The organism is Bacillus sp. AY2-1, from assembly GCF_008368965.1.
Taxonomy (GTDB): domain Bacteria; phylum Bacillota; class Bacilli; order Bacillales; family Bacillaceae_G; genus Bacillus_A; species Bacillus_A thuringiensis_S.
Genome location: NZ_QPEL01000054.1, coordinates 1 through 14392 on the forward strand (window position 1 = coordinate 1; position 14392 = coordinate 14392).

A 14392-nucleotide genomic window follows, 5' to 3' on the forward strand; every position below is an offset into this window, starting at 1 on the left:
CAATTAAGGCACTGTGCCAAAAGTTTAGATGGTAAATGAGATAAGGTTGCTTTTGGAAATAAATATTTAAGAATACAGCGGAACAAAATGGAGTAGCAAATGCGAATCCAAATAGAATTCTTCTTTTCCAATTCATTTTCTGATCAAAGGAGTAACGCTTTAATAAATATAAAATAAATAGTATACCTAGTATAATTATTGAAACAGACAAAGTAGTTCCAAGGATGCTAAAAGGCGGACTTGATAATGTATTGTTTTTTTCAAAGAGAAACATAAAAAATGAAATAATTGCATTTATGCCAAACTGTATAGCAAGAAGTAAGCTAATAGAAAATCCAATTAAAGAAGTTTTTTCTAACTTTGTTTGAGTTGGTAAAGCTGATATAAGTTCATCGCAATAAGATTGTAAATTATCTCCAAAGATGTCATAAGCGTTTTTATTTTCTGCTTGTGCTTCGATGAGGTGATCTAATATTTCTAGTAACAGTTCCTCCATTTGTTGCTCGGGTACGTTTGATATTCGAAGATATACTAACATATCACCATAAGCAGCCTCGTTTTCGGAAGTTAGAAGCTCACGTTTTTTATTATTCAATTCAATCATGTCTTGTGCATTCATCCCTATCACTCCCCCTGTAATAAGTTATTTACCGTAGTAGAAACCATTCCCCAGCTTTGTTTAAATTCTTCAAGTTGTTCTAACCCTTTATCGGTTACGTGATAATATTTTCGCTTTGGACCGAGTGAGGAAGCTTTTAATGTTCCTTCAATCAATTTTTCTTTTTGCATACGTAACAATAACGGATATATGCTTCCTTCGCTTACGAATGTAAAGCCGTGCTTATTTAATTTTGTACTCAGTTCATATCCGTACACTTCTTCTTGTGAAATAATGTATAGGATGCAACCTTCGAGCACACCTTTTAACATTTGGCTGTGCATGATTTCACCACCTTTTATTTAGGTAACTTGCGTTGCAAGGTAGCTGTTATCCAAATTATAACATTCAGTAACTTGCAAAGCAAGTTACTGAAGTGGAAAACTTTAATGCGTGTTAATTTTTCAATGCTTCCCATACTAACGAGAGGAGGGAAGCATATGAAACCATTTATGCCAAAACTCGTTTACTTTGAACCAAAGGCACTTGAATATCCACTTGGAAAAGAGCTTTATGAGAAGTTTACGAAGATGGGATTAGAAATTCGTGAAACGACATCACATAATCAAATTAGAAATTTGCCAGGAGAAAATGATTTGCAAAAGTATCGTAATGCAAAGGCTACACTTGTCGTTGGAGTGAGGAAGACGCTAAAGTTTGATACGTCAAAACCGTCAGCTGAATATGCAATTCCGCTCGCAACAGGGTGTATGGGACATTGTCATTATTGCTATTTGCAAACGACACTTGGGAGTAAGCCTTACGTTCGTGTGTATGTCAATCTTGATGAAATATTTGAGAAGGCAAAGCAATATATGGATGAAAGGGCACCTGAAATAACAAGATTTGAAGCAGCGTGTACATCAGACATTGTTGGAATTGATCATTTAACACATGCATTAAAGCGGGCGATTGAATTCATTGGAGAAAGTGAATATGGGCGCTTACGTTTCGTCACGAAATATTCGCACGTTGATCATTTATTAGATGCAAAGCATAATGGGAAAACTCGTTTTCGATTTAGTATAAATTCACGATATGTAATTAAAAATTTTGAACCAGGGACATCGCCGTTTGAGGAGCGAATAGAGGCTGCACGTAAAGTAGCAGGTGCGGGTTATCCACTTGGATTTATAGTTGCGCCGCTTTATATGCATGAAGGGTGGGAAGAAGGATACCGTGAACTATTTGAGCGACTGTACAATGCACTAAAAGATTTATCGATACCAAATTTAACATTTGAATTAATTCAACATCGCTTTACAAAACCGGCAAAAAAGGTCATTCAAGAGCGTTATCCGAAGACGAAACTTGAAATGGATGAAGAGAAGCGTAAATATAAATGGGGACGATACGGCATCGGAAAATACGTATATAAAAAAGATGAAGCAGCAGTATTGGAAGAAACGATAAGAGGTTATATAAATGAGTTTTTTCCTAATGCAGAAATACAATACTTTACTTAAGGGGAGTCTGTATGCAAATACAGATTCTTTTTTGTTTTATATATTTAGGCTCGTTTCCACCTTGTCACGTTATTCTTTCTGGTGTATCATTTTATTGATTGCTTCGTACGGAATAAGCAAAATGAACTTGGATGGAGGAAACCGATGCCTACCCCTAGTATGGAAGATTATATTGAACAAATTTATTTGTTGATTGATGAAAAGGGTTATGCCCGCGTATCTGATATTGCTGAAGCGCTTAGTGTACATCCATCCTCTGTAACAAAAATGGTGCAAAAATTAGACAAAGATGAATATCTAATTTATGAAAAATATAGAGGGCTTGTATTAACAACAAAAGGTAAAAAAATCGGAGAACGTCTCGTATATCGTCATGACTTGCTAGAGCAATTTATGCGTATTATCGGTGTGGATGAAGGTAAAATTTACAATGATGTAGAAGGAATTGAGCATCATTTAAGTTGGGAAGCGATTGATCGCATTGGTGATTTAGTGGAATACTTTGAACAAGATGCAGTCCGAGTGGAAACACTTCGCGGTGTTCAAAGAGCAAATGAAGAGAAAAGTAATTAAGGGGAACGTATGGCGTTTCCTTTTTTATTTCAATTCGAAAAGGATGGGAGAATTATGAAAGCAATTATTTTTGATTTTGATGGATTAATTGTGGACACAGAAACGATATGGTTTCACTCTTTCAGAGATGCTGTTCGTGAATACGGCGAAGAACTACCTTTAGAGGAATTTGCGAAATGCATTGGAACAACAGATGAGGTACTTTATGCATATTTAAATGATCAATTAAAAGAGAAGTTTAACAAAAGTGCATTAAAAGAAAAAGTGGCAACTTTACATAAAGAGAAAATGAAAATACCAAAAGCTCGTGACGGGGTAAAAGAATATTTAGAAGAAGCGAAAGAAATGGGATTAAAAATCGCACTAGCTTCTAGTTCGTCTAGAGAATGGGTTATTCATTTTTTAGAAGAGCTACAGATTCGAGATTATTTTGAAGTTATTAAAACGAGAGAAGATGTTGAGAAGGTAAAACCAGATCCAGCTCTTTATCGAATTGCAATAGAAGAATTAGGAATTAAGCCGTCTGAAGCTGTTGTGTTTGAAGATTCATTAAATGGATTGAGAGCAGCAATTGCAGCGGGATTAACGTGCGTTGTGGTACCTAATGATGTGACACGGAATTTACCATTTGAAAATCATCATCTTCGAATTGAAAGTATGAGAGAGAAAAGTTTAAAAGAAGTGCTTCAAAGTATAAAAAAAGACCGTATTTCCTAAAAGGAAGCACGGTCTTTCTTTTTGCTTTTTTTGCCTTCAATGACAGTTAAATGAGACTGTTTTCTTTTTCGTTTCAAAGTGGAAGAATTCCCTTTTTTACTTTTGTCATTAGAAGTATTTGACTTAAAGAAAGAATTGCCTAGGGGTGCTACATTTTGTTTCCCATGTTTGCGGTTCGATTGTTTTGCCGCACGCTTATATGAGCTTTGCGAATTTGCAGAACCACTGGAATTTGTAAACATCTTGTATAGCAAGTAAAAGATACCGACAACAAGTAACATGTACCCGATATTTCTTAATACACCCATGGGATTTGTAATAACAGATGAAACAAGGCCGAATATTGCCAATCCGATAATAAGCACAAATATAGCGAAAGTAAACGAACGACCGTTCATAAGGGACACCTCCTAAAAACGTATATTAAAATTAGTATATTAACGATGAGGAAAGGAGTTGAACACCATTTTTAAATAATTATTGTTTGTTCTCTAAACGTAATAATTCTTCAAACGATGCAATTGCTACTTCCACTTGATCATCTGTTGGTTCTTTCGTTGTTAATAGTTGTAGCCATAATCCAGGATATCCAAGTACGCGTAATACGGGAATATCTCGTAATCGATTTGTAAATTGCAATACTTCAAAAGAAATACCAAGTACAACTGGAATTAATAAAATTCTGTTTATAACTCGTGCCCAAAGAGGATCTGTAGGGACTAGGAAATAAACGAACATTCCAATAATGACTGTAAATATAATAAAGCTACTGCCGCATCTATAATGGAGACGAGTTTGCTTTTGAACGTTTTCTACAGTCAGAGGAAGGTCATTCTCATAAGCATTGATTACCTTATGCTCTGCACCGTGATACTGAAATACCCGCTTAATAAGTGGGGTTAAAGAAATAAAGTATATATAGCTCAATAATAGCATGAGCTTAATGACACTTTCGACAATGATTTGCCCAGTATGAGATGGGAAAATCGGTCTTGTTAATTCAGCTAATAGTGCAGGAACTGCTGTGAAAATGACTTTACCGAATATGAAAGATAAAACGCCAACAGCTGCAACTCCTAATACCATCGTTAATTTTGATTGTTCTTCTTTTTTATTAGCAATTTGTTCATCATCTTCTGGGTGGACGTCAAATCGTTCAGAAGCGAAGTTTAAATGCTTTGCTCCATTCGCACTTGCATCCACAATAGCGGCAATCCCTCGTAAAAATGGAATTTTTTTTAGGATAGATAATACTTTATTACGAACGCGTGGTAATCGATAAAATTCAATCGATTTATCTTTACGACGAACCGCTGTAACAGTATATTCTCTACCGCCAAACATAACTCCTTCTATGACCGCTTGCCCGCCATATATTTGTTTTGACTCTTCTGCCATGTTAACACCAACCTGTATTTGTTTCTCTCTTATGTAGAAAAAGAGGCAATTGTCATACTGGGTTCTGTCGTTTTGAAATAAGACAATCACCGAGTTTCCTTTATTTTATCGGCAAATACAAGTAGATGACAAGGGAAAATATTATGAGAGTCGGACATTTCTTATTCTTTTTATAGACAAATTTCGCAGGATTTAAACATGCTTCAAAATAGTTTCGGGCATACTATTGAGCGGAGGTGTCGATGTGAGTCAAGAACAATTAGGAACAAGGAATTTTGTGCAGATCGGTTTGTTTGGTGGAATCTTTTGGGGCGGGATATGGTATTTCCTTCATATATTTTCATTCACGGAGGCGGGACCGAATTATTTCCTTTTACCATTTGCGTTTGGAAGTTGGAAAGAGGGGGTATGGGGCAATGTGTCCGGAATAGTGTGTATGGGACTTCTTTCAATTTTGATTGCCTTTTTATATAAAGCATTTTTTGCAAAGTTTGAAGGGATTATTGCGGGAATTATTTATGGGCTATTTTGGTGGGCATTACTGTTTTTGGGGATGGGTTTAATGGCTCCTGTTATTAAAAGTGCGCTCCATTTGCCAAAAGAGACAATTGTAACGACAATATGTATTTTTATATTATATGGTGTGTTTATAGCATATTCTGTTTCTTATGCAGTAAATAGCAATAAAGTAGAACAAGAAGGGCAAGAGAAGACGAACTATTCAAATAAGTAACTCCTATGTTAAAATATTGTATAGATATTAATATTAAGGAGTTTTAAGAATATGAAAAAGTTACTCCTCGTAAACGGTCCTAACCTAAATCGCCTCGGTGTTCGTGAGGTAAATGTATATGGAAAGGGCACGCTAGCGACACTTGAAGCAGATATGAAGCAAGAAGCAGAAACAATGGGAGTGGAGTTAGAATGTTTCCAATCGAATCATGAAGGTGCCATTATCGACATTATTCATGAAGCGGAAGATATATATGAAGGGATCATTTTAAATCCGGGAGCATTTACGCATTATAGCTATGCGATTCGTGATGCCATTGCGAGCATTTCGATTCCTGTTATTGAAGTACATATTTCTAACATTCATCAGCGTGAATCATTCCGTCATGAATCTGTGACGGCAGCTGTTTGTGCAGGTCAAATTGTAGGATTTGGTTTTTATGGCTATAAGTTAGCGTTATTTGCATTAATGGAGAAATTGAGGGGGGCATAGAGTAATGGAGAAAATTGAAGGATTACGAAGTGCATTTGATGAGGCTGGCATTGACGGTATTTTGTTAACAAATGAACATAGTCGTAGATATATGGCTAACTTCACAGGAACAGCAGGCGTTGTTCTTATTTCAAAAGATCGTGCTCAATTTATTACAGATTTCCGTTACGTCGAGCAGGCAAGTAAACAAGCGGTTGGATATGAGGTTGTACAGCACGCAGGATTGATCATTGATGAAGTGGCAAAGCAAGTGAAAGAGCTTGGAATTCAAAAACTTGGTTTTGAGCAAGATACTCTTACATATAGTTCTTATTCAGTGCATAAGGAAGCGATTGATGCTGAATTTATCCCGACTTCTGGACTTGTAGAAAAGTTACGCTTGATAAAGACTGATTCAGAGATTAAGATATTAAAGGAAGCTGCACAGATTGCAGATGCTGCCTTTGAGCATATTCTATCATTCATTCGCCCGGGAGTATCTGAAATTGAAGTGTCAAATGAACTTGAATTTTTCATGAGAAAACAAGGAGCAACATCTTCTTCGTTTGATATTATCGTTGCTTCAGGTCTTCGTTCGGCATTACCGCACGGCGTGGCATCTGAAAAAGTGATAGAAACAGGAGATTTCGTTACATTAGACTTCGGCGCTTATTACAAAGGATATTGCTCTGATATTACTCGTACGATTGCAGTCGGTGAACCATCTGATAAATTAAAAGAAATTTATAATATCGTTTTAGAAGCACAACTACGTGGTGTGAACGGTATTAAAGCTGGTTTAACAGGTCGCGAGGCTGATGCGCTAACGCGTGACTACATAACGGAAAAAGGATATGGTGAATACTTTGGACACACTACTGGTCATGGAATAGGTCTTGAACTCCATGAAGCACCAGGTTTAGCGTTCCGTTCTGATACAGTACTTGAACCAGGTATGGCTGTAACAGTAGAGCCAGGTATTTATATTCCAGGTATTGGCGGCGTACGTATTGAAGATGATATCATTGTGACAAGTGAAGGTAATGAAGTAATTACGAAATCACCAAAAGAACTTATTATTTTGTAATACACAGGAGGATTTTTTTACATGATTTCAGTAAACGATTTTCGTACAGGTTTAACAATTTCAGTGGACAATGCCCTTTGGCAAGTACTTGATTTCCAACACGTAAAGCCAGGTAAAGGTGCTGCATTCGTTCGTTCTAAACTACGTAACATTCGCACAGGTTCTGTTCAAGAGAAAACATTCCGTGCAGGTGAGAAAGTAGAAAAAGCACACATCGAAAACCGTCGTATGCAATACTTATACGCAAGCGGTGAGGCTCACGTATTTATGGATAACGGAACTTATGAGCAAATCGAACTTGGTGAAAAACAAATCGAGCGCGAGCTTAAATTCCTAAAAGAAAACATGGAAGTAGCAATTATGACTTACCAAGGCGAAGTACTTGGTGTTGAACTTCCAAACACAGTTGAATTACAAGTTACAGAAACAGAGCCTGGTATTAAAGGTGATACTGCTTCTAACGTAACAAAACCAGCTACATTAGAAACTGGTCTTGTTGTACAAGTACCAATCTTCATTAACGAAGGCGAAATGCTTATCATCAACACTGGTGAAGGTAAATACGTTTCTCGTGCATAGTAAAAAAGCACTCGTGATAATTCACGAGTGCTTTTTTTATAGGAAATAGGGTAGATAGTAAATAACTGTTATTATAAAACTGACTAAAACAAGTGAAAGAGTACCCATAATAGATGGAGTCAAAACAATTTGAAATGGTTTTATTTCGCCAGTCTCAACGCCAGTTAATGTTTTACTTATTGCGTGATCTGTAATGTTATTTCTATGGTTACTCATAATAATTAACCACATAATTGCAAATATTGCTAAACTACCAAGGAAAAAGGTCTCTATAAATGACCAACCGACCAATAATGAAAAAAGATAAATAAGAGCTAATTCTACTACAACGGTTAAACTAACTTTCAATACCTTCATATTTTGCCTCCTCATTCTGTAATTTCAACCAATTTAAAAAATTTTCACGTGACACGACATGCAGAGAGCAAGGTGACTTTACTTCTTTCTCTAGTGCAGCGTGTTCGTCTGGAAACTTGTTTTCCACATGCAATGAAATATAAGGTAGTTTTTCTTGTGCTTTTAAAGAGCGGATATTATTCGTTTTAGCACCAGCAAATACGTAGGAAAGTTGTAAGTCTAAAAAGGCGATTTTAAAGATTTCTTTTTTAGCAGCCTCGTTATAGCCTTTTCCCCAGTACGGATAGCCGAGCCAACTACCAATGTGAGATTGCTTTTTCTCATTATTAATATGTTTAAGTGTGGTGAGGCCAATTATTTCATTTTCTTCATTCACAATCATTCTCGATAAGGATTTCTTTTGACGCTCTTCTTCTATTGCGAAAAGAAGAAATGTTTTCGTGTCTTCGATGTTTTCTACCGTTATCCCCAATGCATTTTTTATATGTGGATCACTTGATAGCTCGAAAATCACATTTGTATAGCATAAATCTAGTGGTAATAAAGTGACGTGCTGCATGGTTTAAACCCCTTTTAAACTAAATATACCATAATATACCATGAAATAATATGAATATTCAGATTGTAATTCAGACTTTAGAGAAAAATTATGTTTTTACTTCTGAAATAGACAACCTCTGCATATGGTTGTACAAATATATTCTTTTTTAGAATACGAAGTTAGTAACTGTTACGGGAGAAGGTGGAAGAATGAAACAGTGGCTAGCGGCAATGGAAACATCCGTGCTTGTTATGGGGGCACTTCGATTATTTTCAGGTAGTGCGGAGATATTTGCTGCTTTGCTTATGCTTTATGTGAATGATGCGAAGAAAGCGTTGTTTATAAATGGTATGTTGGCGTTTGTTGGACCTACCGTATTAATTTTAACAATGACAATTGGGATAGCGAGTGTAGCAAGTGAAATTTCTTTCTTGAAGCTCTTTTTTCTAGCGCTTGGAATTTGCTGTATTTTTATCGCATTACTGAAATAGTAAGTCGAGTATAGTGGGGAGAAGCCGATGAAAGAGGTATTAGAAGTTTTACCAAAAACGATGAAGTACTTAATTGAAGAATGTGAGCAATACGATGCTTTAGAGGAAATTCGTGTTCGAATTGGAAGACCGCTAGAGTGTATTGCACACGGAAAGGTGTTTTTTTATGACTATATCACTACTGCAGAGGATGCTATTTACTTATTGAATAAGTTAAGTCAATTCTCAATTTATACGATGGAAGAGGAATTAAAACGTGGGTATGTGACGCTTCGCGGGGGGCATAGAATCGGGTTAGCGGGAAAAGTCATTACAGAAAAAAGCGCAGTGAAAATGATTCGTGATGTCTCTTCCTTTAATATTCGTATTGCTCGTCAAAAAATAGGGATTGCTGAACCGCTTTTGCCATATTTGTATGAAAAAAGATGGTTAAACACGATGGTAATTGGCCCTCCGCAAACGGGAAAAACGACGCTTTTAAGAGATGTAGCACGTTGCATGAGTCAAGGGGTAAGTGCTTCGGAAATTCCTTCCTGTAAAGTGGGGATCGTTGATGAACGGTCAGAAATTGCCGGCTGTGTGAAAGGGATCCCGCAATATGATTTTGGTACCCGAGTCGATGTGTTAGACGCATGTCCAAAGGCAGAAGGAATGATGATGATGATTCGTTCTATGAGTCCTGATATTTTGATCGTAGATGAAATTGGTCGTAAAGAAGATAGTGAAGCAATTATGGAGGCAGTGCATGCAGGTGTTCAGCTTTTTATAAGCGCACACGGATTTTCCTATGAGGATGTTGTGAGACGTCCATCGCTCAAGGCAGTGCTAGAGCTTCGTATATTTGATAGGTTTGTGGAGTTGTCAAAAGCGAGGGGTCCAGGAACGGTTATGCAGGTGAAAGATAAATATGGAAAACCAGTGTTATCAAATAGAAAGGCTGAGGGCGTATGGTGAAAATATTTGGTGCAGTGTTAATCGTTGCGGTCAGCACCTTTTTCGGGTTTTCATACGCTAAAAGATACAGTGAAAGGCCGAGGCAACTTAGATTATTAAAATCAGCACTTCAATCATTAGAGGCAGAAATTATGTATGGACACACACCTTTATCAGAGGCTGCCGAGCGATTAGTTAAACAAATGCCGAAGCCATTAAATTGGATATTTCAAAGTTTCGCTAAAAAACTAGAAAGTGGAGAACAAACAGTAAGGGAAGCTTGGATAGATAGTTTGAAAGAGAATTGGAAGTTGACGGCGTTTCAACAAACCGAGTTTGAAATACTGCAGCAATTTGGTGAAACGCTCGGGCAACATGATCGTGAATCACAACAAAAACATATTCGCTTATGTATTACACATTTGGAGAGAGAAGAAGAGGAAGCAAAAGCTTTACAACTGCAATACGAGAAAATGATCAAGAGCTTAGGGGTACTAGCAGGGCTACTTATTGTAATTTTACTGCTATAGGGGGGAGAAAGGCGATGTCCATTGATGTTGGATTAATATTTCAAATCGCCGGAATCGGCATTGTTTTAGCTTTCATTCATACTGTACTAAAAGAATTGAAGCGTGAGGATATTGCAAATTGGGTTATCCTTGTCGGTTTTGTCGTCATTTTATTTCATGTCGCATTTTTAATTAATACGCTATTCGACAAGATTAAAAGTGTCTTTCTCTTCCAGTAAAGGAGGCGGTTCGAATCGAAATTATACAAATTGTCGGATTAGGCCTCGTTGCTACGTTTTTAGCTGCTGTTTTGAACCAGCATAAATCTAGCATTACATCTTTATTTATTGTGTTCGTAGGTAGCGTGATGTTTCTTATTTTAATTGATCAAATTCATGCTATTTTACAAATGATTGAGAGAGTAGCGAGTGAAGCGAAAGTTAGTAACGTCTATGTGGAAACGTTACTAAAGATTATTGGAATTGCTTATATTGCTGAGTTTGGAGCCCAAATTACAAAAGATGCTGGTCAAGGTGCCATCGCTTCGAAAATTGAACTTGCTGGGAAAATCCTCATTCTCGTTATGGCAATTCCTATTTTGACGGTTGTAATTGAAACTATTCTCGGATTTTTACCGACGGGATAAGGGGGAGTGAATGTTGAGGAGGTTTGGAGCTAAGCTGCTATTTGCTTGCTTCCTTTTCTTTTCTTTACCGGTTGTTGTACAAGCTTCTCCTGTAGAAACAAACGTCGTTGATCAACAATTGGATAAGCTCGGAATTGAAGATGTGAAGCAATTTTGGGACGGGCTTGTTATAAAATATGGAGGCTATTTGCCAGAGAGTCAAAAAGGGAGTTTTATGGAGTTTGTAAAGGGAGAAAAAGAATTCTCTCTAAAAGAGTGGATGATAGGGTTATTAAAATATTTATTTCATGAGCTTGCAGCTAATGGAAAACTGCTTGGCACACTTATTATGCTCACAATCTTTAGTGCATTGTTGCAATCACTGCAATCCGCTTTTTCAAAAAGTAGCGTAAGTAAAATTGCTGATGCTGTTGTATATATGGTACTTATTATTTTTGCTTTAAATAGTTTTTATGTCGTTATGACATATGCAAGAGAAACGATACAAACAATGATAGATTTTATATTAGCATTATTGCCAATTTTGCTGGCGCTTATAGCAACTGGCGGGGGGGTTGTATCTGTATCGTTTTTTCATCCGGTTATCATTTTCTTAATGAATACGAGTGGGCTTCTTATGAATTATATCGTTCTACCACTTTTATTACTGGCAACGATATTAAGTATTGTAAGTACAATGAGTGATCAATATAAAGTGACGAAATTGTCCAAGCTTCTGCAAAATGTTAGCGTTGGGATTATCGGTATTTTTTTAACGATTTTTTTAGGAGTATTATCTGTACAAGGAACAGCAACAGCTGTTGCTGATGGAATAGCTGTGAAAACTGCTAAATTTGTAACAGGAAACTTCATTCCAGTAGTTGGAAGGATGTTTACAGAAGCGGCAGATACTGTTATTAGCGCATCAGGATTATTGAAAAACACAGTCGGAATTATTGGGCTCGTCATTTTATGCTTAATTGTTGCCTTTCCAGCGATTCAAATTTTCTGTATCGCATTTATTTATAAATTCGCAGCAGCAGTATTGCAACCGGTTGGCAGCGGAGCAATTATTCAATGCTTAGACATTATTGGACGAAGCATCATTTACGTATTTGCTTGCTTAGCTATCGTATCATTTATGTTCTTTTTAAGTATTACAATTATTATTGCTGCGGGGAATATTACACTTATGATGCGGTAGGAGGTGAAGAGTATGCAATTTGTTACAGAGTGGATTAGAAATATTATCGTTTTTTTGCTCTTAGCGACAATGCTTCATCTTATTCTTCCAAATTCGAATTTGCAAAAATACGTTAAATTTGTTGTAAGTCTTTTGTTAGTTGTATTAATTTTAACGCCTCTTTTTAAATTATTGCAGACAGATGTAAATGAAGTAATTGCAAATTTTAATGAAGAAAAGTACGTAGCAGAAGGATCTGTAAAAAATTCAATAGATTCGAAGAAAAAAGAAATACAAGCTCTAACACGTGCATATAGTTTAGAAGAGATGGCTACCAAAATGAAAAAAGAAGTAGGAAAAGAGTTTGAGAAAAAGTATGGTATGACTGTCTCTGAAATACAAATAGTCGCAGCAGAAAATACAGAAGAAGTAAAGTCGGCGAAAGATATTCAATCTGTTGTTGTGACGTTGAAAGAAAAAGAACGCAGTAAAAATGATGCAATCGAAACAGTAAAGCCAATTGAAATTAATACGAAAGAGCCTCCAAAAAAAGTGGAAGAAACGAATGTGGAAATGAAAGATTTCTTTTCAAGCAGGTGGCAACTAGAGGGTAAACAAATCCAAGTTCAAATGGAAGGGAGGACAGGTAGAGTAAATGGACAATAAAGATAAAAATTCGAAGTTCTCATTTTTTCGAAACTTATTGAATGGGGATCAAAAAGAAAGCAACGAGAAGGGTAAAAAGGTAACACCTAAGTTTTTACTTGTCCTACTCATACTTGGAATTTTGCTTATGTTTTCTAGTAGTCTATTTTCAAGTGAAAAAGAAGAAGTACCTGTATTTAAAGAACAAAAAACTCAAAACCAAGAAAAAGACGTACCAACTTTCGGACAAAAAAATAATGATAGTATGTCAAATGTAGAAAAATATGAAAAAGCGTATGAACAAGAATTAAAAGCTGCTTTAGAAGAAATAGCAGGAGTAAAAGACGTAACGATTAAAGTGAATTTAGATTCATCTGAAGAAAAAATTTTAGAAAAAAATACAGTGAAACGCTCACAAACAACAGGTGAAACAGATAAAACAGGCGGTAAGAGAGAAGTAGAGGACGAGTCTCTTGATGAAAAGACTGTCATTATACGTGAAGGGGATAAAGAAACTCCTGTTGTTTTACGAACAGAGAAGCCGAAAGTACGTGGTGTTCTTGTCGTAGCAAAGGGAGTGGATAATATACAAGTTAAAGCAATGGTAAAAGAAGCTGTGATAAGGCTGCTAGATGTACCAGCCCATCGCGTTTCAGTTTCACCGAAAAATTGATAGGGAGGAAATAAAGTGTTAAAAAAACAAACAGTTTGGCTATTAACGATGTTAAGTTTAGTTGTTGTACTATCTGTGTATTACGTGACAACTCCTGACAAAATGAATACAGCATCGCCGGCAACAGGTGAAAAGATTGGACAAGAAAAACAAGGTACTGATAAAGCAGTAACAAACGAAGCACCTAAAGAAACCCCGAAAAAAGAAAATACAAGCAAGGAAACAACAAATAAAGAAACAGACAAAAAAGAAAATACTAAAAAAGAAACAAGTAAAAAAGAGGGTAATGTATCAGTTCAATCAAGTGATGAGAATTTCACAGCCTTACGTATGCAAATGGAAGATCAACGTAGTGAAGCGAAAGCAAAATTACAAGAAGTGATGAATTCTTCGAAATCTTCAGCAACAGAAAAGAGTAAAGCGAAAGATAACTTTGATGCAATCACTACAATGGAAACGAAGCAAGAATTACTTGAGACAGTAATTAAATCTCAAGGAGGATATCCAGATGCTCTTGTAAGAGCTGATGGTACAGATATTAGAGTAACGGTTAAAGCGGCAAAACATTCACAGAAAGAAGCAAATAAAATTATTCAACTTGTAAGAAGTGAAGGCGGATCAAAAGATGTAGGTGTGAAATTTGATCCACCAGCGAAATAAGTGAAACTTTAATCCGTAGGGGGTTTCCCTGCGGATTATTACCTTTTACTAAGCAAAGGGTATGCAAATAGTGGAATAGAGTATGTAAGTACG

At 36.4% G+C, this 14392-nt stretch carries 22 protein-coding genes; 16 read left to right on the forward strand and 6 right to left on the reverse strand.

The window, feature by feature from the left end:
• Both DN403_RS13805 and DN403_RS13810 read right to left on the reverse strand, forming a co-directional pair.
• Positions 1-619, reverse strand: a 619-nt coding sequence (locus DN403_RS13805) for a DUF1129 family protein (RefSeq protein WP_149185538.1), incomplete at its 3' end; no start/stop codon positions are given.
• A 5-nt stretch (positions 620-624) separates the two neighbouring features.
• Positions 625-942 carry a PadR family transcriptional regulator gene (locus DN403_RS13810; RefSeq protein ID WP_000556083.1) on the reverse strand — a complete coding sequence of 106 codons (318 nt, stop codon included), beginning with the start codon at positions 940-942 and terminating at the stop codon, positions 625-627.
• Between the two features lie 156 nt (positions 943-1098).
• Between DN403_RS13810 and splB the strand changes: the two genes are divergently transcribed.
• The 3 genes from splB (at position 1099) to DN403_RS13825 (ending at position 3414) form a co-directional block, all read left to right on the forward strand.
• Positions 1099-2124 (forward strand): spore photoproduct lyase, encoded by a 1026-nt coding sequence (splB, locus tag DN403_RS13815; protein ID WP_000802106.1) that lies wholly within the window; start codon positions 1099-1101, stop codon positions 2122-2124.
• 144 nt (positions 2125-2268) lie between these two features.
• The gene (mntR, locus tag DN403_RS13820) at positions 2269-2697 is read left to right on the forward strand and encodes a transcriptional regulator MntR (RefSeq protein ID WP_001143081.1); all 429 of its coding nucleotides are present in this window, start codon (positions 2269-2271) and stop codon (positions 2695-2697) included.
• A 54-nt stretch (positions 2698-2751) separates the two neighbouring features.
• A complete protein-coding gene (locus DN403_RS13825) occupies positions 2752-3414 on the forward strand; it encodes an HAD family hydrolase (protein WP_014894887.1) in 663 nt (220 codons plus the stop codon).
• On the opposite strand, the gene DN403_RS13830 is transcribed toward DN403_RS13825, so the two are convergent.
• Together DN403_RS13830 and DN403_RS13835 are read right to left on the reverse strand one after the other, a co-directional pair.
• Positions 3411-3812 carry an SA1362 family protein gene (locus DN403_RS13830; RefSeq protein ID WP_001014463.1) on the reverse strand — a complete coding sequence of 134 codons (402 nt, stop codon included), beginning with the start codon at positions 3810-3812 and terminating at the stop codon, positions 3411-3413. The two genes, DN403_RS13825 and DN403_RS13830, sit on opposite strands and share 4 nt — an antisense overlap.
• Before the next feature lie 79 nt (positions 3813-3891).
• The gene (locus DN403_RS13835) at positions 3892-4812 is read right to left on the reverse strand and encodes a DUF1385 domain-containing protein (RefSeq protein WP_000807119.1); all 921 of its coding nucleotides are present in this window, start codon (positions 4810-4812) and stop codon (positions 3892-3894) included.
• Positions 4813-5056: 244 nt separating this feature from the next.
• On the opposite strand from DN403_RS13835, the gene DN403_RS13840 reads away from it, so the two are divergent.
• From DN403_RS13840 to efp, 4 genes are read left to right on the forward strand one after another with little or no spacing between them, the layout of a single operon-like run.
• Positions 5057-5545, forward strand: coding sequence for a YqhR family membrane protein (locus tag DN403_RS13840; RefSeq protein ID WP_000076885.1), 489 nt, complete (start codon positions 5057-5059; stop codon positions 5543-5545).
• Between the two features lie 51 nt (positions 5546-5596).
• Positions 5597-6037, forward strand: coding sequence for a type II 3-dehydroquinate dehydratase (aroQ, locus tag DN403_RS13845; protein WP_000735141.1), 441 nt, complete (start codon positions 5597-5599; stop codon positions 6035-6037).
• A 4-nt stretch (positions 6038-6041) separates the two neighbouring features.
• Positions 6042-7103, forward strand: coding sequence for a Xaa-Pro dipeptidase (gene pepQ / locus DN403_RS13850; protein ID WP_000411021.1), 1062 nt, complete (start codon positions 6042-6044; stop codon positions 7101-7103).
• A gap of 21 nt (positions 7104-7124) precedes the next feature.
• Entirely contained in the window at positions 7125-7682 is a 558-nt protein-coding gene (efp, locus tag DN403_RS13855) for an elongation factor P (protein ID WP_000626513.1), read from the forward strand.
• A 36-nt stretch (positions 7683-7718) separates the two neighbouring features.
• On the opposite strand, the gene DN403_RS13860 is transcribed toward efp, so the two are convergent.
• Entirely contained in the window at positions 7719-8039 is a 321-nt protein-coding gene (locus tag DN403_RS13860) for a hypothetical protein (RefSeq protein WP_000866225.1), read from the reverse strand.
• Positions 8020-8598 carry a GNAT family N-acetyltransferase gene (locus DN403_RS13865; RefSeq protein WP_001164990.1) on the reverse strand — a complete coding sequence of 193 codons (579 nt, stop codon included), beginning with the start codon at positions 8596-8598 and terminating at the stop codon, positions 8020-8022. The genes DN403_RS13860 and DN403_RS13865 overlap by 20 nt, the downstream gene beginning before the upstream one ends.
• Before the next feature lie 191 nt (positions 8599-8789).
• Between DN403_RS13865 and DN403_RS13870 the strand changes: the two genes are divergently transcribed.
• Genes DN403_RS13870 through DN403_RS13910 form a run of 9 tightly spaced genes read left to right on the forward strand, consistent with a single transcriptional unit; the run spans position 8790 to position 14299 of the window.
• Positions 8790-9071, forward strand: coding sequence for a YqhV family protein (locus DN403_RS13870; protein ID WP_000816050.1), 282 nt, complete (start codon positions 8790-8792; stop codon positions 9069-9071).
• Between the two features lie 27 nt (positions 9072-9098).
• Positions 9099-10025, forward strand: a complete 927-nt coding sequence (spoIIIAA, locus tag DN403_RS13875; protein ID WP_000665903.1) for a stage III sporulation protein AA — start codon at positions 9099-9101, stop codon at positions 10023-10025.
• On the forward strand, positions 10019-10534 hold the full coding sequence (gene spoIIIAB, locus DN403_RS13880) for a stage III sporulation protein SpoIIIAB (RefSeq protein ID WP_000238701.1): 516 nt from the start codon (positions 10019-10021) through the stop codon (positions 10532-10534). Before spoIIIAA ends, spoIIIAB begins: the two co-directional genes overlap by 7 nt.
• 14 nt (positions 10535-10548) lie before the next feature.
• A complete protein-coding gene (gene spoIIIAC / locus DN403_RS13885) occupies positions 10549-10752 on the forward strand; it encodes a stage III sporulation protein AC (protein ID WP_000020914.1) in 204 nt (67 codons plus the stop codon).
• 23 nt (positions 10753-10775) lie between these two features.
• Positions 10776-11159 (forward strand): stage III sporulation protein AD, encoded by a 384-nt coding sequence (gene spoIIIAD / locus DN403_RS13890; RefSeq protein ID WP_079245909.1) that lies wholly within the window; start codon positions 10776-10778, stop codon positions 11157-11159.
• A gap of 10 nt (positions 11160-11169) precedes the next feature.
• On the forward strand, positions 11170-12342 hold the full coding sequence (gene spoIIIAE / locus DN403_RS13895; RefSeq protein ID WP_000946107.1) for a stage III sporulation protein AE: 1173 nt from the start codon (positions 11170-11172) through the stop codon (positions 12340-12342).
• A gap of 12 nt (positions 12343-12354) precedes the next feature.
• Entirely contained in the window at positions 12355-12987 is a 633-nt protein-coding gene (spoIIIAF, locus tag DN403_RS13900; RefSeq protein ID WP_001161037.1) for a stage III sporulation protein AF, read from the forward strand.
• Positions 12977-13639 (forward strand): stage III sporulation protein AG, encoded by a 663-nt coding sequence (gene spoIIIAG / locus DN403_RS13905; RefSeq protein WP_000368884.1) that lies wholly within the window; start codon positions 12977-12979, stop codon positions 13637-13639. Before spoIIIAF ends, spoIIIAG begins: the two co-directional genes overlap by 11 nt.
• 15 nt (positions 13640-13654) lie before the next feature.
• Positions 13655-14299, forward strand: a complete 645-nt coding sequence (locus DN403_RS13910; protein ID WP_000914711.1) for a SpoIIIAH-like family protein — start codon at positions 13655-13657, stop codon at positions 14297-14299.
• Positions 14300-14392 lie beyond the last annotated feature (93 nt).